Annotated in this window: 14 protein-coding genes; 5 read left to right on the top strand and 9 right to left on the bottom strand. The window is 70.6% G+C overall.

The features are described from left to right. Positions 1–592: 592 nt before the first annotated feature. From D7X30_RS08480 to D7X30_RS41600, 3 genes are all read right to left on the bottom strand, one after another. On the bottom strand, positions 593–1,102 hold the full coding sequence (locus D7X30_RS08480) for a hypothetical protein (protein WP_120562328.1): 510 nt from the start codon (positions 1,100–1,102) through the stop codon (positions 593–595). Positions 1,103–1,112: 10 nt separating this feature from the next. Further along, positions 1,113–1,571 carry a hypothetical protein gene (locus D7X30_RS08485; RefSeq protein ID WP_199724208.1) on the bottom strand — a complete coding sequence of 153 codons (459 nt, stop codon included), beginning with the start codon at positions 1,569–1,571 and terminating at the stop codon, positions 1,113–1,115. Positions 1,572–1,900: 329 nt separating this feature from the next. Continuing rightward, entirely contained in the window at positions 1,901–2,098 is a 198-nt protein-coding gene (locus D7X30_RS41600; RefSeq protein ID WP_147443139.1) for a hypothetical protein, read from the bottom strand. 197 nt (positions 2,099–2,295) lie between these two features. Between D7X30_RS41600 and D7X30_RS41910 the strand changes: the two genes are divergently transcribed. The 4 genes from D7X30_RS41910 (at position 2,296) to D7X30_RS08505 (ending at position 6,000) form a co-directional block, all read left to right on the top strand. After that, positions 2,296–2,460 carry a hypothetical protein gene (locus tag D7X30_RS41910; protein ID WP_158619217.1) on the top strand — a complete coding sequence of 55 codons (165 nt, stop codon included), beginning with the start codon at positions 2,296–2,298 and terminating at the stop codon, positions 2,458–2,460. Between the two features lie 11 nt (positions 2,461–2,471). After that, positions 2,472–4,283: an acyl-CoA dehydrogenase gene (locus D7X30_RS08495; RefSeq protein ID WP_120562330.1), complete on the top strand. Its 1,812-nt coding sequence runs from the start codon at positions 2,472–2,474 to the stop codon at positions 4,281–4,283. A gap of 1 nt (position 4,284) precedes the next feature. Further along, on the top strand, positions 4,285–5,094 hold the full coding sequence (locus D7X30_RS08500) for a hypothetical protein (RefSeq protein WP_120562331.1): 810 nt from the start codon (positions 4,285–4,287) through the stop codon (positions 5,092–5,094). A gap of 93 nt (positions 5,095–5,187) precedes the next feature. Continuing rightward, on the top strand, positions 5,188–6,000 hold the full coding sequence (locus D7X30_RS08505; RefSeq protein ID WP_233591455.1) for a hypothetical protein: 813 nt from the start codon (positions 5,188–5,190) through the stop codon (positions 5,998–6,000). Positions 6,001–6,119: 119 nt separating this feature from the next. On the opposite strand, the gene D7X30_RS08510 is transcribed toward D7X30_RS08505, so the two are convergent. Beyond that, complete coding sequence (locus D7X30_RS08510) at positions 6,120–8,336, bottom strand: M4 family metallopeptidase (protein ID WP_120562333.1); 2,217 nt, start codon at positions 8,334–8,336, stop codon at positions 6,120–6,122. A 258-nt stretch (positions 8,337–8,594) separates the two neighbouring features. On the opposite strand from D7X30_RS08510, the gene D7X30_RS08515 reads away from it, so the two are divergent. Further along, positions 8,595–9,791: a DUF1615 domain-containing protein gene (locus D7X30_RS08515; RefSeq protein WP_120562334.1), complete on the top strand. Its 1,197-nt coding sequence runs from the start codon at positions 8,595–8,597 to the stop codon at positions 9,789–9,791. An 18-nt stretch (positions 9,792–9,809) separates the two neighbouring features. On the opposite strand, the gene D7X30_RS08520 is transcribed toward D7X30_RS08515, so the two are convergent. The 5 genes from D7X30_RS08520 to D7X30_RS08540 all read right to left on the bottom strand — a co-directional run bounded on the left by D7X30_RS08520 (position 9,810) and on the right by D7X30_RS08540 (position 19,188). Further along, a complete protein-coding gene (locus tag D7X30_RS08520) occupies positions 9,810–11,318 on the bottom strand; it encodes a fibronectin type III domain-containing protein (RefSeq protein WP_147443140.1) in 1,509 nt (502 codons plus the stop codon). A 270-nt stretch (positions 11,319–11,588) separates the two neighbouring features. Beyond that, entirely contained in the window at positions 11,589–13,082 is a 1,494-nt protein-coding gene (locus tag D7X30_RS08525) for a pitrilysin family protein (RefSeq protein ID WP_233591456.1), read from the bottom strand. 35 nt (positions 13,083–13,117) lie between these two features. Next, a complete protein-coding gene (locus tag D7X30_RS08530) occupies positions 13,118–14,524 on the bottom strand; it encodes a pitrilysin family protein (RefSeq protein ID WP_120562336.1) in 1,407 nt (468 codons plus the stop codon). Between the two features lie 68 nt (positions 14,525–14,592). Further along, positions 14,593–18,498, bottom strand: coding sequence for a DEAD/DEAH box helicase (locus tag D7X30_RS08535; protein ID WP_233591457.1), 3,906 nt, complete (start codon positions 18,496–18,498; stop codon positions 14,593–14,595). A 147-nt stretch (positions 18,499–18,645) separates the two neighbouring features. After that, a complete protein-coding gene (locus D7X30_RS08540) occupies positions 18,646–19,188 on the bottom strand; it encodes a hypothetical protein (protein WP_120562338.1) in 543 nt (180 codons plus the stop codon). Between the last annotated feature and the right edge of the window lie 136 nt (positions 19,189–19,324).

Here is a 19,324-nt window from a genome sequence, read left to right on the forward strand (position 1 = left end):
AGCCTCTTGCGCGGGAGCCTGCGTGTCCGACCCAGGAGGAGGAACCGCGAAGGAGGCATCTCCCGCCGGAGGAGGAGCCTTTGCGAGCACCTCTCCCTGAGGAGTGACCGCATAGGCATCCCAGGCATCAAGAACCCGGATGCGAGGGCCTCCACACCGTCTGAAGTCCTGGTGTACCGCGACGAAGTAGAGGCCCTGGGTGGGCCCGGTGAAGACGGCGACCGCCAGGCCCTGCTCCGGGCTGGACCAGCCCTGGAACAACGTGGGGTCGGGGTTCGTGCGGATGAACTCCCGTATCGCGCCAGCGGCAGCCACCGCGGCCCCGGCCTCCATGGGTTGTCCCACGAGCGAGGCGGACGTCTCGTCGGGCCATTCGATGGGCGTCGCCCACGCCTTCGGCTTCGCGGCACATCCCGCGAGCACCGCGATGCATCCTGCCGCCACAACCCTGCCCCTCATCGATGCTCCCTATTCACGCAGCAGCCGCAACGGTGGAAGCAGGCATCGAATCGACGCATCCCATCAACAGCATCAGTAACGAAGGCAGCGCGAATCGCTCGGCGCTTCCTCGCACCCACGAGAGGAAAGCACCTCATTCAGTCGTGGTACCGCCAACACCTCCCTGTTCCCCGCCAGGCCCGGCGTCGTTCACGGGAGCTTCGGGCACAGGCGGTGGGGCCTGGGGTAGCTCAGCGGGTGTGCCTTCATCCGGAGGCCCCGGCGATTCCGCGACCACGTCTCCCTGGGGGGTGACGGCGTAGAAGAACCAGCCATCGAGGATGCGCCGACGCGGTCCCGCGCATCGCTCGAAGTCGGGATCCAACAGCACGTAATAGAGCCCCGGCGTCGGCCCCGTGAAGAGCGAAACGTTGAGGCCGTCCTCGGGATGCTCGCAGCCAGAGAACAACCGTCGTGGATTCGTCCTGACGAACTCGCGAACGGCGCCCACCGCGGCCTGCGCCGCGCCCGCGGGCATCGGACTCTCCACGGGCCGGGCTGAGCGCTCATCCGGCCATTCGACGACGCCCTTCCACGCGGCCGCGGGATGCCTGCACCCGGACAGCATCAGCAGGAGTCCCAGCCATCCATGCACCTGTCGCATCCACCGTCCCCTACTCACGCAGCAACCGGAGAGCGCCACCTTCGCAACGGGGCGCGACACTGAGGCCACCTGCAGGAGCAGGCGCACAGCGCCCCAGGAGGACCCAGTCCCGCTGGGCCTCGCTCCATTGTTCGATCTCACCCGTGGGAAAGTAGCGCAGGAAGATGCGGGTTCCATCCTGTCGCTCCGCGACCACGGCGGAGGCCATTTCGAGGAACGTGTCCTGGAACCGGGCCGGTGCGGGGTTGCCTGGAATCAATCGGACCTCCGCCATGGCGACGGCGGGCCTGAACGCATCCGTGGGCCAGGCGCCCAGGTCCGGTGAGGAGGGCACCGCTCCGCAGGGATGATTGTGGATGTAGCCCACGACCCAGACCTGGGAAGAAGAATGGTCCGCATCCTCCACCGCGAAGAAGGGCGTGCATCGGTTGTGGCGCTCCCGCGTGGGCTCGGTCACTCGCCAGGACAAGGAGTCACGCGTTCCCGCCACGTAGACCGTCGAGCAGTACTCCGTGGAGAGACCTGGAATGGGTCTCTGCGTGCCCGGGTCACACGTCTTCGCCCCTGGGAGTCGGAGCAGCGCATCCGCCACGTCGCGCAGGAGCGAAATGGGAATGGACCGCTCCCCCGTCGGCATCTCGACCACAGGGACCTCGGACCAGGGCCCCCGAGCACGCTCAACCTCGGCAATGGTGCCCGGCCCGCCAGCGCACCCCACCAGCAACCCCAGCAATGAAGGCAGCGCGAATCGCACGGGGCGGCATCCTCGCATCCACGCGAGGAAAGCACCTCACGCTTTCACGCGTGCACGGGCTCCCCACCCATGGGCCCGGACCTGTCCCGGTCGCGCCGCGCCGCGCGCTCCGCGTCTTCCCTTGCCCACCGCGCGTCATCCTCACGCGCGTTCTTGTGCGCGAGCGCCCCCCCCACGATGACCCCACCTATCACCAGCATCATCACCAGGATTCCCACCACCATCGCGCCGACGATGAGCATCTGAACCACCTCCACCTCCAACGGTACGTCGCGCCTGCCCCTCCCGCAGGCCTGAGCCGACACGCCCTGCGGGACCTTGTCTCCCTGTCCGTCCCCACCCGTGTCTGCGACCCCGGGGCCCCCCGCCTGGCAATGGACAGACATGGGACACACCTTTGCCAGAGATTCGCAGGGACACCCCACATGGAGGTGCGCCAATGCCAGACACCACCGGCATCGAACGCCCCAGCCCCCCATCCCCTACCTGGCAGCCCAAGCCCTCGCTGCCCCCGGAAGCCCCCCGCCCGGACGCCGCTCCGCCCACGTCCGACGGTGAATGCCCGCCGTACGATGACTTCGACGACCCCATCGCGTCCTGGTAGGGAACCAGGGCATGAGCGTGCCCCGCCCCAACCCCCTGCTGTCGGACCGCGACGTGGACTTCCAGCTCTACGAAGCGCTGGACACCACCGCCCTCTGCGCGCTGCCCGCCTTCCAGGAGCACTCGCGCGACACCTTCGCGCTCCTCCTGGACAGCACCCGCCGCTTCGCCCGTGAGGTGCTCGCCCCCACCTACCGGCCCATGGACGCCGCCCCGCCCGTCTTCGAACACGGCCGCGTGCGCGTCCATCCGGCCATGCGCTCGCTCTACGCCGGCATGGTCGACCTGGGCCTGCTCACCGCCACCCGCCCTCCCGACGTCGGCGGCCAGCAGCTCCCGCTCACCGTGCACGCCGTGGCCAGCGCCTACCTCATGGCCGCCAACCTCAGTGCCTATGGCTACCTGGGCCTCACGATTGGCGCCGCGCACCTGCTGGAGGTCTTCGGCACGCCCTTCCTGCGCGACACCTTCATGGCCCGGCTGTACCGAGGCGAGTGGACCGGCACCATGGCCCTCACCGAGCCCCAGGCCGGCAGCAGCCTCGCGGACGTGAAGACGCGCGCCACGCCCGCGCCGGACGGCTCCTACCGCCTCCAGGGCTCCAAGATCTTCATCAGCGGCGGCGACCAGGACTTCACCGACAACGTCGTGCACCTCACCCTCGCCCGCATCGAGGGCGCGGAGGGCGGCACGCGCGGCGTGTCCCTCTTCGCCGTGCCCGCGAAGAGGCCCCAGGGGGACACCTTCGTCCCCAACGACGTCCAGGTGGCCGGCGTCATCCACAAGATTGGCTGGCGCGGCCTGCCCAGCCTCGTCCTCAACTTCGGCGAAGCCAATGACTGTCACGGCTGGCTGGTGGGCCAGCCCGGACGCGGGCTCGCGTGCATGTTCCAGATGATGAACGAGGCGCGCATCATGGTGGGCCTCAACGGCGTCTCCACCGCCGCCGTCGCCTACCAGGAGTCGCTCGCCTACGCGCGAGAGCGCCCCCAGGGCCGCCCCGCCGGCATCCGCGACACCACGCGCGCCCAGTCCCCCATCATCGAGCACGCGGACGTGCGGCGCATGCTGCTGCGCCAGAAGGCCATCGTGGAGGGAGGCCTCGCGCTGCTGCTCACCACCTCCACCCAGGCGGACCTCGCGCACCACGCCCCGGACGAAGCCACGCGCAAGCGCGCGCAGCTGCTGCTGGACCTGCTCACGCCCATCGCCAAGACGTTCCCCGCGGAGAAGGGCTTCGAAGCCAACGCGCTCGCGCTCCAGATTCACGGCGGCTACGGCTACTCCAGCGAGTACCTGCCGGAAGCGTGGCTGCGCGACCAGAAGCTCAACAGCATCCACGAGGGCACCACCGGCATCCAGGGCCTGGACCTGCTCGGGCGCAAGGCGGTGGCGGAGGGCGGCGCCGCGCTCCAGGCGCTCGACGAGGAGGTGCGGGCCACCACCGCCCGAGCCCGTGCGGCAGGCGTGGAGTCCGCATGGAGCGATGCATTGGAGGACGCGCTCCAGCAGGCCGCGGCCCTCACGCTGGAGCTGGGCGCGCGCGGCATGGCGGGGGAAGTGGACGTGATGCTCCGCCACAGCACGGACTTCCTGGAGCTCTTCAGCGTGGTGGCCGTGGCGTGGCGCTGGCTCGCGCAAGGAGCCGCCGCGAAGGAGGGACTCTCGCGCGCACCCTCACCCGAGGACACCGCCTTCTACGAGGGCAAGCTCGCCGCCGCGCAGTACTGGTTCGCGGTGGAGGTGCCGCGCGTGCCGCTGCTCGCCCACCTGTGCCGCACGGGCGAGGACTCCTACGCGCGCATGCGCCCGGACTGGTTCTGACATGTCCGTCTCCTTCCACCTGTGCCAGCCCGGCGCGGGCGCCTCATGCGGCGCCTGCTGCGGCCTCTACAACTTCCGCGACCACTCACGCGCGGCGCTGACCCGGCGGCTCACCACGCAGACGGAGCGGCTCTCCCGCACGCCCCACACCCCCGAGGCCTACGCCGAGGCCGCGCACGAGCTCACCGCGAACCGGGACGCCCCTGCCCTCTTCCCCATCGTGCGGGTGTGTCCCCTGCTGGGCTTCCTGGACGCGGAGCACCAGCGCGTGGGCTGCCTGGGCCACCCGCTGGTGACGGGCGGCACGGACCTGCGTGACTGCGGCGTCTACCGCGCCACCATCTGCGAGACGTTCACCTGTCCGTCCTTCGGCTGGCTCACCGACGCGCAGGCCCGGCTGGTCCAGGCCGCGTGCGCGGACTGGTACCTGTACGGGCTCGTCATCACCGACGTGGAGTTCGTGCGCGGCTGCCTGAAGCTCCTCGAGTGGGAACTGGGAGGCCCCGCGTCCCCGGACCTCCTGCGCGAGCGCCCCGAATCGCTCACCGCCGTGCGCCGCCTCTTCGCCCTCAAGGAGACGGCGCCCGGCCGCGACGGGCAGGCCACCGTGTTCGGCCGCTTCATCCATGACACGGAAGGTGAGCCCACCCCGCGTTCACTCGACTACGCGGCGCTGGGCACACGCGCGGCCCCCGAGGACGACGTGGTGCTGTGCCTGGGCTACACGCCCTCGGATGCAACGGAGCTGCTCGCCGCCAGGACGCTGGTGCGCGAGCACGTGCGCGCCGTGGCCGCCACGTTCCCCGCGTAGCCTCCGCCATCCAGAAACCAACACCCCGCGGCACGCCGGACGCTTGCAACGACAGGGGGTCGTCCGCAGGTTCGCCTGCGGGAGGGTTGGCGGATGGGTGGACGGTGGATGTGGTTGGGGATGGTGGGGCTGTGCTCGCTCGCTTCCGGCTGTCAGGAGCATGACACCGAGGACACGACGGTGCCGGCGGCACCGGCGACGATGCAGTCCCGAGACTCCGCGAGCGGCGGCCTGATGGTCCCGGCCACGCCCGCGCTGGCGCGGAACACGGTGGACGGCAACCGCGCCCCAAGCGGGGACGCGCTGCCCACGGCGAACGCGCAGGTGCCTCCGGACACGGCGCCGCCACCCGGTGCCCGGCCGCTGTCAGGCCCCCGCGTGAACGAGCCCGCGCAACGCACCACGGCACAGGCCCCGGCCCGTCAGAACACCCAGGCGAACCCGAATACCGCCCGGCCCCAGCAGGCCGCCCAGGCGAACACGAACGCCCCACCGCAGCCCCAGGCCAACCCGGACGGCACGCCCGCGACGCAGGCCCCCGCCGAGGGCCGGGTGATGATTGGCGCCCAGGCCGTGCAGGCCAGCGACGACGAGGCCTGGTACGAGGGCGCGGCCAAGGCGGCGCAGGCGGCGGTGACGGACACCTCCGCCAACCGGCCGCTGGAGCAGGTCGTCATCGCGTCCAGCACGGTGAGCGGCCGGGTGACACGCGTGGGCAGGAACACCCTGCACGTGCGCGACGGCGAGGGCACCGTCTACGAGCTCCAGCTCGACCAGCGCAGCCGCGGCCTGCGCCAGGGCCAGCGCGTGCCCCTCAAGGAAATCCAGGAGGGCACCCCGGTGCGCGCGCGGTTCGTGCTCATGGGCGGCCGCACCGTCGCGCGCGACGTGCAGGTGCGGCGCTAACCCGCACTCCTTCCAACGCCCGAAACGACGACACCCGGGAAGCCATGCGGCTCCCCGGGTGCCTGTCTTCGTCCCGGGCTCCCTTCACGCGAAGGGAGCCGGGATGGATGCGGATGCGACTACCAGATGGCCTTGAGCGTCACGCCCGAGTAGGCGGTGTAGCCACGGATCTTCACGTAGTACTTGCCACCGGTCGTCTTGGTGACGCTGCACGACTCGTTGTTGCCGGACAGGTACGGACGGCAGTCGTACGTGGTGGTCGTCGGCGAGGAGCCGAAGCGCACGAACATGTCCGCGTCGCCCGTGCCACCCGCGATGGAGAACGTGACCTTCGTGCTCGCCGGCACGTCCACGGTGATCCACTCGCTGGTGAAGGAGCCGGAGGCGCCGGAGATGCCCGTCACCGGGACGTTGTTCTGCAGCACGTTGCCGCCACCGCCGCTCGGGGGCGTGAAGCTGCCCTTCAGCGACACGTTCGCGTACGTGGAGTAGGCGTTCAGCATCACGTAGTACGTGCCCGCCTGGATGTTGGTGATGGTGCACGTCTCCGCGTTGCCGCTGGCGTACGGACGGCAGTCGTAGGTGGCCGAGTCCGGCACCGCGCCGAACTTCACGTACAGGTCCGCGTCACCCGTGCCACCGGAGATGGTGAACGTCAGGGCCGTGGCGCCCGCGGGGACGACCAGCGAGTAGTACTTGTTGTTGCCCGTGCTGTCGCCCACCGTCACCGCGGTGCCGTTGGTCAGCGGGGTGGAGGTCGGGGGCGGCACCGTCACGCCCACGCCCACCGCTTCCCAGGCGGCCGTCACGGCAGCCTGCTCGGCCGCGGTGTAGCCCAGCGCCGCGGCGGCCTGGACCGTCCAGTTCTTGGCCTGCACGAACGTGGTGCTCGCCGTGAAGAGGTTGGTGTTGGCGTAGTACCAGATGCGGGCGGCCTTCTCGACGCCGATGGCCGGCACGTTGATGGTGCTGCGGCCGCGCGGGTGCGTGCCACCCTTGGAGAGCAGCGCGAACGCCAGGTTCGGCACGCCGGAGCTGTAGTGCACGTCCGTGCCGGACGTCACGTTGGGCGCCCAGTCCTTGGACACGCCGTCCTTCGCCGGGTCGTCCATGTAGCGGAGCGCGTCGTTCGCCGTGCCCGGCGTCCAGACGTCCTCGCCCACCATCCAGATGGCCGCCGCCGTGCTCCAGTTGTTCACGCGGCTCTCGCAGACGGCGCCGAACGTGTCGGACATCGCCTCGTTGAGGCCGCCGGACTGGCCGGAGTACGTGAGGTTGGACTCGTACTCCGTCACGGCGTGGGTCAGCTCGTGGACGGTGACGTCCGCGTCCTTGCCCAGCTCGATGGAGTTCACGCCGTCGCCATCGCCGTACACCATCTGGGTGCCGTCCCAGTAGGCGTTCACGTAGTTGGTGCTGTAGTGCACCGTGCTGATGAGCGCCGTGCCCGCGTTGTCCAGCGAGTCGCGGTTGAAGAGCACCTTGTAGCAGTCGTAGGTGTAGCCCAGCATGTCGTAGTTCATGTCGACATGCGAGTCACCGATGGCCGCCTGGCCCTCGCTGCGCTTGAGCGTACCCGGGGTGCTGGTGCCGTTGTTCGCGCTGTACACCCGGCGGTTCATGGCCGAGTGGATCTCCGGCGCGCGCAGCACGATGGAGCCGTCCTGGGCGCTCACGTACACGCGGTCGCGCAGCGGCATCAGGTCGTTCTCACCCGTCACCGTCACTTCGTACGCCAGGCGCAGCGCGCCTTCCTCGGTGCGCACGTACACCAGGCGGGGAGCACCCTGGGCCTCCAGGCCCGTGCCCACCGTCGCGCTCAGCGCCGCATCACGCGCGGACACGGCCGCGATGCGCGGCAGCGCGGACACGGTCAGGCCGTCACGCGCGGAGCCGTTCGCCCCGTACACCGAGCCGTCCGGACGAACGTGCACCACCAGCTCGCCGCCGACGACCTCCAGGCCGTTCTTCGTCTGCGTGAAGCGCAGGTGCTGGTTGCCCATCTCGTCGGTGCGCGACTTGCGCAGCACCATGTCATCCGCGTTCAGCCGGAACGCCGGCGCCACACGCGCCACCGCCTGGCGGCTCGCGTCCAGCGTGTTCAGCGTCCGCTCCACCCGGCCCAGCTCGCCCTGGATGCTGTCCGGGATGCCGTCCGCGTGCACGCCCACCACCTGGGCACCACCGAGCGCGTTCAGCGTGCTCTGGATGTCCTCGCCCGACCTCTCCTGCTCAGGCGCCTGCACCTCTTCCCCTGAGGAGCCCTGCGTACCGCACGCCGTCAGAGCCACGCCCAACCAGGCCGCGCCAATCGTCTTCAACAGTCGATGAGCCAACGCGATACCTCCATGAAGAAACAGCGGGATGATACGTGACACACTTGAAATCATCAGAGCAACTACTTTTTGGGGAAAGTACGTTTAGCCACTTTCACCAGCCCGTCCGACCAAGCCTAGAGAACCTGAATTGCCGTTCTGGAAAATTTCAACAACTTTGCGGCTCTTCACCGGCTCTCCGGAGGGAACGGACCTGCCTCCGGGATGTCTCAAAAAATGTTTCATGAGACGGGCGGAAGGATGCCTCAGGGGGCTGACATGACGCGGAGCGCCGGGCGCCGGTGGACGGGAGGGCTGTGCGTGGGGGTGCTGCTGACGCTCACGGCGTGCGCGTCCCGGGCGCCGGTGGTGACGCAGGTGCCAGCGCCGCCCACGTTGTCGGTGGCGCAGGTGGCGCGGCTGCTGCCCGCGAAGGTGAAGGGGGCGGAGCGCGAGGGCTGGGCGGGCGACGTGCTGGCGGCGCTGGACGCGGAGGCGGTTCCCGCCGCGGCGCCGGAGGTGTGTCAGGTGCTGGCCATCATCGAACAGGAGTCCGGCTTCCAGGCGGACCCCGCGGTGCCGGGGCTGCCCAAGATGGTGCGCCAGAAGCTGGACAGCACCGCGGGACGGCTGGGCCCCGTGGGGCGGCGGCTCTTGGGGGACGTGCTCGCGGCGAAGCCGAAGGGGGCGAAGCGCACCTTCGGGGCGCGCCTGGACACCCTGCGCACCGAACGGGACCTGGACCGGCTCTTCCGGGACATGCTGGCGTACTACGAAGCGGAGTACCCGGCGGCGTACGCGGCCGCGGACCTGGCCAGCTCGCTGTTCGGCCCGTCCTCGTTCGCGGGGCAGAACCCCGTCACCACCGCGGGCTCCATGCAGGTCAGCGTGCGCTACGCGGTGCAGAAGGCGGGCCCGGACGAGGATCCGGTGGCGGTGCGCGAGTCGCTCTACACACGCGCGGGTGGCGTGCGCTACGGCACCGCCCGGCTCTTGGGCTTCGAGGCCGCGTACGACGCACCGCTCTACCGCTTCGCGGACTACAACAGCGGCGTCTACAGCTCGCGCAACGCCGCGCTCCAGGCCCAGGTCAGCCGGCTCACCGGCGTCGCCCTGGCGACCGACGGCGACCTCCAGCTGTATGACAAGGAGGGCGAGCCGCGCGGTGAGGACAGCCAGAGCCTCAAGGCGCTGCTCCTCTTCCGTCAGCGCTACGCGCCGGACCTGAGCGAGCGCCGGGTGCGCCGGGACGTGGAGGAGGAGAAGACGGCGGACTTCGAGAAGACGGACACGTACCTGGCGGTGAAGCGCGTGTACGCGAACCGGACGGGACAGGCGCCCGCCTACGCCCAGCTGCCCCAGGTGACGCTCAAGAGCGTGAAGCTGAGCGGGGAGCGCTCCACCGCGTGGTTCGCGAAGTCGGTGGACGCCCGCTACCAGCAGTGCATGGCCCGCCACCGCCAGCCTGCGCGGTAGCGGGCCGCCACAGCGGGACTACGGCGTGGTGATGACGGCGCTGAACGTTTCCGCGGTGATGATGGGCAGCAGCTCCCCGGTGACGAACGGAGAGCGCGAGGGCTCATAGTTCGGCGAGCCCTCCGCCCTCACCCGCACGTAGTAGGTCGACGCGGGCAGCAGCAGGCCCGGCGGCAGGCGGACATGCCTCCGGTCACCGGGCACGTAGAAGCGCAGCGTCGGGTTGGCGGCGTAGGTGCCGATCAACTGGATGACGGACACCACGTAGTTCCGGGCCGTGCCCAGGACGGGAGGCCGCCAGGAGATGAGGGGCTGGTTGGTGCCCACTACGCGCGACACATAGGCGTCCACGCCGTCGATGCGCAGATCCCGCGGCGGCGAGACGGGCGGCTGGATGGGACCGGCGATGAGGTGGTCCATCCGGTCGGTGACGAAGATGCTGCCGCTGGGGTAGTGGGTCCGGTTCCCGATGACGACGGGCGTCGGGGACCGGAACGAATAGCCGGCGGAGCCCACCACGCCCCAATTGGACGGATAGGGATTGCCGTAGGCCAGCCGGCTCGCGATGACGCCATCCTCACCGCGCGGCAGCCACATGTTGAACAGCTCCCCCTGATAGCCCACCCAGCCGTCCTGGTAGCCGAACGGCGCGGGCACCAGCGACAACGAGGGATAGTTGAGCGTGCCGCTGGGGTTCGCGTCCGAGCGCCAGCGGGTGAACTCGTTCAGGCGCCACTCCAGGGAGAAGGGCGTCTGCCTCACGGGCTGCAACGTGGCCGCCAGCGGCAGTGGAGTGGTGCCGTCCGGCGTGAACGAGAACGACGGCAGGTGCGCGCTGCTCACCAGCGACTGGTACGCCAGGGTCCCGCCGCTCGGCAGCGTCCCGGCCTGCACGGAGTTGAACTGGTTCACGTAGATGCGGTCGCCCTTCGACGCATCCAGGACGGGCGCCCCATAGCCGGTGCTGAAGAACGCGGAGGAGTACGGGTCGACGATGGACGTGTCGCCGGCCTGGGCCCACACGTTCAACGAGCTGTACAGGTCCACGTCCGCGCTGATGAGCTGCACGGAGCTGCCCGGCTCGGAGATGGACGAATAGTCCTGCCAGGGATCCAGGTTGAAGAGCTCCGCGGACACGGGGGAGTCGGTCTGCGGCAGATAGACCGCGTCCGGCCGGCCGATGCGGTTGACGCCCAGGTCGAAGTGGCGCTCGCGCGTGAGGAAGTAGCTCTGGCTCGAGCGCAGGAAGTACTCACCCTCCGGAACGTTGTCGAAGCGCATGCCCCCCGCCACCGGCGTGCCGGTGTACCGGTCAAAGGAGATGCCATTGGGGACGAGGATCTCCAGGTCGCGCCCGGACAGGTTCTGGGGCACCACCGTCACCCCGGCGCTGGAGTGGAAGCGGGTGTCCGCCGTCACCAGCACGGACGTGCCCGCGTCCACTGGCCCGGAGCCCGCGTCGGGCTCACCACAGCCCGGCAGCATGTCCTCGTTGACGATGACCGCGGTCCCCTCGCGGGGGTCCATGGCGATTCCGGGAGGGTTCACATCCTCGGAGGAAGGCGCAGCTTCCCCGCAGCCCAGCCAGGCCGCGCAGGTGGGGACGAGCAACAAAGACAGACGTCGCAAGGACATGGATGCCCCTTCGTGACAGGAATTTTGCAGTGGTTGTCCGGTCCCGGCCCCGACCAGACACTGCGACCTATACGCGAAGGGTCTGACTTGCTGGATATTTACTTTTTAGGGGGTAATTCCGGTGGGCGCACTTCAAGACTTGCGCCCACCTCCGTCTGACATTTATCGGCCCGGCGCCGCCGGCGGGGCGAAGCGCTTGTCGGAGATCTTCATCTCCGTGACGGGCCCGTACTTGCGGGCCACGTCGCGCAGGGCCTCCGCCTTGCCAATGAGGACGAACGTCAGGTCCTCCTGGGCGGGCAGGACGCGCTGGAGCACGGTGTGGACACTGCCACGGGTGGAGGCGGACACGGCGTCCGCGAACCCGTTCACGTCCTGTGCGCTCATGCCGTAGAAGGCCAGCTCCGACAGCTTCATGGCCAGCTGCTCCCCGGTCTCCAGCGTCGGCGGGAACTGCCCCAGCACATAGGCCTTGGCGGAGGCGAGCATGGCGTCATCCATGCCGTCCTGGCGGTAGCGCGCGAGCACATCCAGCGCCAGGTCGATGGCACGGCCCGTGGAAGCCGTCTGGGTATAGGACGTGAGGATGACGGTGCCGGGCTGGAAGGCCGTGGCCAGCGCGGAGCGCGCACCGTAGGTGAGGCCGGTCTTCACGCGCAGCTCGGTGTTGAGCAGTGAGGTGAAGCGGCCGCCCAGCACGGTGTTGCCCAGCTCCGCCACGACGCGGTCCGGGTCGGTGCGGCGGATGCCCGTGTTGCCGATGGCGAAGTAGGTCTGGGTGGCGTCGGGCTTGTCCACCAGCAGCACGTGGCGGCCCTTCGTGGGCGCGGTGGGAGGCACCGCGGCGAACGACTGTGCCGCCGGGGCCCATCCGCCCAGCGCGGCCTCCAGCTTCGCGGCCAGCTGCTTCGCGTCGAAGTCGCCCACGACGGAGAGGATGAGCCGGTCCCCGCCCAGGTTCGCCTTCGCCCAGCCGAGCACGTCGCTCCGGCTGATGCCCGGCAGCGACGCCTCACTGCCCACCGCGGATCCGCCGTACGGGTGCGAGGGGAAGTGGAAGGCGTTGAAGTACACGCCGATGAGCATGCGCGGGTCGCCGTCCTTGGCGGAGGCGATCTCCGACACGCGCAGCGCGCGGGCCTTCTCCAGCTCCTGCGCGTCGAAGCGCGGGCGCACGAGCATGTCCGACAGCAGCTCCACCATCAGCGCGGTGTCGCGGGACTGGAAGCTGCCGTTGAGGACGAGCGCCTCGCGCCCGGGAGTGATCTCCAGCTCGCCGCCCACGCCGTCCACGGCGTCGGCGAACTGCTGGGCGTTGCGGGAGCCCGCGCCCTTCTGGAGCAGCTCGGCGGTGAGCGCGGCCAGGCCCTCCTTGCCCGCGGGGTCGGTGACGGCGCCGCCCTTGAGCCACGCGCTGAAGGACACCAGCGGCAGCTCGTGCTTCTCCACGAGGAGCAACCGCACGCCGTTCTTCAGCGTGACGGAGGTCGTCTCCGGCAGCGTCACGCCCTTCGTGGACAGCGGGACTTGGGGCGCGGGCGTGGCCGGTGCTTCCGGCGCCGGGGAAGGCGGCGTGGGCGCGGCGGTGGGAGCGGGCGTCGGCGTGGTCGCGCACGCGGAGGTGAACAGCAACGCGGCGAGGGCGGAGCGCATCATGTGGGGACCCGGGAAACGAAGGCGGAAGGGAGCACTCATCGCGCGGCCTCCTTGCTGGCCGGGGCAGCGGGAGCCGTGGTGGGGACGAGCCAGCCCACGGTGCGGTGGTCGGGGTTGAGGATGCGGGCGGCCAGCGCCTTCACGCCGTCACGGGTGACCTGCTCGTAGCGCGCGGGCGCGTCGAGCAGGGCCTTCCAGTCTCCCCGGAAGGTGGCGGCGTTGCCCAATTCGCGGGCGCGGCCGCTGTTGGTCTCCAGCTTGCGCCAGAAGGTGGACAGGGCCACGTTGCGCGCCTTGCGCAGCTCCGCGTCGGTGACGCCGTCCTTCACCACGCGGGCCAGCTCCGCGGTGAGCAGCGCCTCGGTCTTCGCCAGGTCACCGCCCGGCGTCAGGTCCACGGAGAACCAGACGAGCGACGGGTCGAAGCCCCCGGCGGTGGAGCTCCGGACTCGGATGGCCACGCGCGCCTCGTCCACCAGCTTGCGGTGCAGGCGCGACGAGTCCCCGTGCGTGAGGATGAGGCCCAGCAGCTCCAGCGTCTCCATGTCCGGGTCGTTGGCGGCGAGGCCGTGGTAGGCGACCTGGAGCAGCGGGGACTGCGCCAGCTTCTTCACGACGATGCGCCGCTCGCCCTGCTGTTCGGGTTCCTTCGTGCGCACGGGCTCAGGCGCGGGCTGCGAAGGGATGGTGCCCAGCGTGGCCTCCACCTGCTCGAAGACGCGGGCTGGATCCAGGTCGCCCGCGAGGACGAGCGTGGCGTTGTTGGGGGCGTAGTACGTCTTGAAGTAGGCCTGGAGGTCCTCCATGCGCCAGGACTCGATGTCGGACGGCCAGCCGATGACGGGAATCTGGTACGGGTGCGCGACGAAGGCGGTGGCCTGCAGCTGCTCCTGGAGCGCGCCGTTGTTGTCATTGTCCACGCCCGAGCGGCGCTCGGAGTAGACGACGCCGCGCTCGGACTCGATGACCTTGGGGTCGAAGGAGAGCGACTGGAGCCGGTCCTGTTCCAGGTCCAGGATGAGGGGCAGCGTGGAGGCCGGGAACCAGTCCAGGTAGACGGTGACGTCCTCGGAGGTGAAGGCGTTGTTGGAGCCGCCGTTGGCCTCCATGACGCGGTCGAACTCACCGGGGCCGTACTTCTTCGCGCCGTTGAACATCATGTGCTCGAAGAAGTGGGACAGGCCGGTGATGCCGGGGCGCTCGTTGCGGCTGCCCACGCGGAACCAGTTGGCGAGCGCCACGTTGGGGATGTCGTGGTCCGGCCAGACGATGACGGTGAGCCCGTTCTTCAGCGTGCGGGCCTGGATGTCCGAGCCCAGCTTCGCGGCGGGGGTGGAGGCAGCGGCGGGCTTCGCGGAAGGCTCGGAGACGGCCTGGGCCCCGGCCTGGGGCGCACCCAGGAGGGTCAGACAGGCGAACCACGACAACGGCGGACGGAACATCCTTGCTCCTGGGGAGGGACCACGGCGCGCCCGGGAACGGGCGAAGGCGCACCCTATTCCAGATGGGCTCAATCCTCGCGGATTCCACCAAAGCGCAGCAGCCCCAGGAGCTGCGCGGGGGACAAGGCGGCGGCGCCGTCCGCCTCCGACAGCAGGCTGTCCGCCAGGTCCCGCTTCTCCGCGTGGAGGGCGAGGATGGCCTCCTCGATGGTGCCTTCCGACACGAACCGCGACACGGTGACGGGGCGCGTCTGCCCGATGCGGTGGGCCCGGTCGGAGGCCTGGTCCTCCACCGCGGGGTTCCACCATGGATCCAGGTGGAGGACATGGTCGGCGCCGGTGAGGTTGAGGCCGGTGCCGCCCGCCTTGAGCGAGATGAGGAAGAGCGCGCCCTCCCCTCGCTGGAAGGCCTCCACGCGCGCCTGCCGCTCCGCCGCGGGCGTCCGCCCGTCCAGGTACTGAAACGAGATGCCCCGGGCCTCCAGCGCGTCGCGCACCAGCGCCAGATGGCGCACGAACTGGCTGAAGACGAGCGCGCGGCCCCCTTCCGCCAGCAGTTCGTCCACCCGCTCCAGCACGCGCTCCAGCTTGGAGGAGGACAGCCCCGTGTCCGGATCCACCAGGCGGGGATGACAGGCGGCCAATCGCAGCCGGGTGAGCGCGGCCAGCATCTCGAAGCGCTGGTCCCCGCCAGGAGTCCCCTCGCCCAGCCGGGCCAGGGCCGCGAGCCGCACGTCGTCGTACACGCGCCGCTCGGCGTCCGACAGCGTGACGGGCACCACGGTCTCCACGCGCGGGGGCAGCTCGCGTGCCACCTGGGCCTTCGTGCGGCGCAGGAGGAAGGGGCGCACCAGCCGGGCCAGGGACGCGCGCGCGTCCGCGCTCCGGTCCCGCTCGATGGGAACGGCGAACCGCGAGTGGAAGGACTCGCGCCCGCCCAGCAGGCCGGGGAAGAGCAGGTGGAAGAGGCTCCACAGCTCGGACAGGCGGTTCTCCACGGGCGTGCCGGTGAGGGCCACGCGGGCCTCGGCCTTCACGCCGCGCAGCGCGCGGGCCCGGGCCGTGTCCGGGTTCTTCACCGCCTGCGCTTCATCCACCACCAGCGTGGCGAACGTCACGTCCGCGAGCTTCGCCGCATCCCGCGTCAGCAGCCCATAGCTGATGATCAGCACGTCCCGGGGCCCCAGCAGGGATGGCAGGGCGTCCCGCTCCGCGTCCTGCCAGACATGCACTCGAAGGGACGGCGCGAAGCGGTCGGCCTCGCGCATCCAGTTGCCGCGCAGGGACGTGGGCGCCACCACCAGCGCGGGCCCCATCGCCGCGCGGGACAGCAGCAGGGCCAGCGCCTGGACCGTCTTGCCCAATCCCATGTCATCCGCGAGGCACGCGCCCGCGCCCCATGAGGCCAGCTTCGCGAGCCACGTGAAGCCCTCGCGCTGATAGTCGCGCAGCTCCGCCTTCAAGCTTCGGGGCACGCGCACCGGACGTGCGTGGGCATCGCGGATGCGCTTCGCCAGCTGGCGCCAGTCCGGAGGCGCCTGGACTCGCGCGCCGGCCTCCTCCAGTGTGTCGAGCACGGGCGCCGCCGCGGCGCTCACCTCCAGCCCCTTGCGCCCCGGATGGGCCACGTCCGCGAGCGGGGTCAGCTGCTCGCGCAGCGCCTCCGTGAGGCGCATCCAGCGTCCCTTCCCCAGCGGGACGTAGCGCTGGCGGCGGCGCACGGCCTCCAGCAGGACCGCCAGCTCCACGCGTGTGCCGTCCAGCTCCACGCCCCCCTTCGCGCCGAACCAGTCGTGCTCCCGCAGGACCTGGACCCGGACGTTCGCGGTCTCCACGCGCGTCACCGTCCACGGCTGCTCCGCCCACTCCACGCGCACCGAGGGCCCCGCGAGCGGCTCCAGCGCCTCCAGGAGCTGGAGCGCATCCTCCGCGGTGTCGCGCGTGAAGTGATACACCCCGGCCGGCAATGACAGACGTGCGAGGAGCGCGTCCGCCTCCTTCCGCTCCGCGTCCAGGTCGCGCCGGACCATGACGCGCTCCTTGCCGCGCAGGCCTCGGAGCACGGGAGCGCCCTCGCCCACGGGCTGGGGAGGCGCCTCCGGTAGGGGCCTGACGAGAAGCGAGACCTCCAGCGCGGAGTCCTCCACCGCGCGCAGCCGCGCCAGCAGGCCCGGGCTGGCCTCTACGAGGCGGGGCTCCAGGGACGGGGGCAGCACCACGGGAAAAGCCGCCTCCAGCGCGGAGAGGTGCCCCAGCAATGCCTCGCGCTGGCTCTCGGACACGTAGGCGCCGTGGCGAGCCAGGGACTCAAGCAGTGGGACCGCGCCAGGGGGAACGGACACCAGGGTGACGCTCGGCTCGCCGGGCTCCACGAGCAGCCAGGGCTGGGGCGCCTGCGGCCCATCGGGAGGCGGCGTCAGGGCCTCCGCGGCCACGGGGCGTCCGTCCACCGCCGGCCGCAGGCGCAGGGCCTTTGCGTCCTCTTCGAGGGCGAAGCCCAGCGGCGCTTCTCGCACCCGCACGACCGCGTCCGGAGCCCCGGCCAGGCGGAGGCGGGGGCTGTGCGCGAGCGAGCGCAGGGCCTGGAGCAGCAGCGTGTAGGGCGCGGCCGCATCGAAGCCTGCCCCCAGGTACATGCCATTCCTGCCCATTCGCTCTTCCGTGTCGAGGAGCGACCAGGCATGGCGTTCATCCGGCTCCTGAAGCGTCCGGAGCGCCTTGTCGCGGTCGTACCAGGTGACGGCGCGCCCCTGCGAAAGGCCGCCCTTCTTCGCGGGCACGTGCAGGTAGGGCCGCAGCCGCCAGCCGCGCGACGGCTCGGGCTCCAGCCGGAAGGTGACGAAGTCCCCGGTCGAGGGAGTGGCGTGAAGCGCCCGGTCCAGGAGCGACGCCTCCAGCGTGGACAGCAGCTCACGGCCCGGCGCTTCGAACAGCCCCTCCGACAGTTTCGCGGCGTGCGAGGCCTGCTTCGGCAGCACCAGGAACGCCAGCGCCGCGTCCACCGCGGTCAAGGCGTGGACGCAGGAAGCCTCCGCCGCATGGGGGGAGCACGGACAGGACAGTCCGGGACGTCCCTCCATCAGGGCGCGAGGGTCGAGCACCACGTGCCCCCCGTCCTCCCCGGACGCGCGCGGCACCGGGGGCGTCCACGCCGCCAGCTCCGGCTCCGTCACGAGCAGCCGCAAGGGGCGCTCCTGGAGGGTGACCGTGGGTGATGGCGACAGCAGCCGGGGCATGGCCTGGGTGCGGATCCGCGCGCGGGCCCGCGTCAGCACATCCCTCAGCGGCGCGAGGCGGTCATCCGTCAGCGGCGGCAAGGGCTTCGCGGAGGCTTCACGGGTCAGTCCCCGCGAGACGCGTCCTGCCTCGTCACGCACCCAGTGCCAGGCTGCCTCCAAGAGGACGTCCTTGCTGGCGTCCTTCAAGCGCCGCAGCTTCGAGGTGCCCTCCAGCGCATCCACCACCGTGGCCTTGCGCAGCACGGGGAGCCAGCGTCGGGTGAAGGGCCCGGGCAACAGGGGCGCCAGCACCGCCACGGGCACCGTGCGGGCACGCTCGGCGTGGTGCTCCACGAGCCAGGCCTGGACTGCGTCGGGCGTGGCAGGCCGTGAAGGGGCCTTCGCGAGGCGCGGGGAGGCGGGCTGCGTGGGTCGAGGAGGCGACACGCGCTTTCGCCCACGGGGAGCGGAGGCGCGGATCCACTCAAGCCCGACCGCGATCGCGTGCGCGCAGACCCCTTCGTTCCAGTACCTGTCGCATTCACACCCCAGCAGCAGCTCTTCGGAATCAGGGTCCGCGGTGATGGTCGCGTTGAACGCGTGCACGCGCCCTTCGGTGACGGTTCCCTGGAGGCGGCCCAGCGAAGGCGGATACACGTCCACCGCTCTCCGGGCGAGCAACCGCCGGGCCTGCTCGAGTACCTGCTCACCGGCCACCTCGCGGAGGTGGTCCACCGTGAGGCGCTGCTCGAGCAAGACTTCTGGTGCGGAGGAGGAAGAGGAGAGCATCAAGCCGGAAAGCTACCCATGGGGTAGCCTCCCAGCGAGCCCTGTCTTCAAGTCGTCACGCCGGATCCGCCGCGAGGGGACACCCGGCGGCCCGGCGAGCGCTCCCAACGGACGCTATGCGCCCAGCACCTGCCGCAGCACGGATTGGAAGTAGTTCGTGCTGCCGACGTGGCCCGCGTGCAGCTTGGCGGACTGGTGGAGGCGCTGGGCCACGGCCTCGAACTCCGCATGGCTGACGTCGCGCAGGGACAGGTACAGGCGGGCGGCGGCGCGCAGGTAGGAGAAGAGCGGGTTCTTGTGGTGGCCGTCGGGCCGGCGCGCCAGGTGCCGGTAGAGCTGGGAGAACTCCTGGTCGACCTCGGCGTGGCGGGTGTCGCGGCAGAAGCCGGCGGCGGTGGCCTCGAGGAGGAAGAAGAACGGCTCGTACTCGGGGAAGGGAGGCCGGGTGAAGTCAGGGGGCTGCTTGTCGCCGGTCCACAGCGCGGAGATGGGCTGCAGGCGCACGTGGGCGGTAACGTCACCGAAGCGCACGGGCACCTCATCGCCCACGGGCTTCACCTGGCCCTGCTCGTCCCGTTCCACGGGGATGAACAGGCGCATGGGGTCCTCCACCTTCACGCCCGCCTTCTCCAGCTCCGCCACCACGTTCGCGTCCATTGCGTTGATGAACCTCCGGGACACCCATCTACCGCGTCGCGCCCGGATGTGCACCCGGGTCCATTCCGTATTCCCACCCCACCCCGCGGGGCCACGTACCGGGAGTGCCGTTGACAGCGCGGAGGCGAAGGCCTCG

This window comes from Corallococcus sp. AB011P (assembly GCF_003611605.1).
In the GTDB taxonomy this organism is placed as follows: Bacteria; Myxococcota; Myxococcia; order Myxococcales; family Myxococcaceae; genus Corallococcus; species Corallococcus coralloides.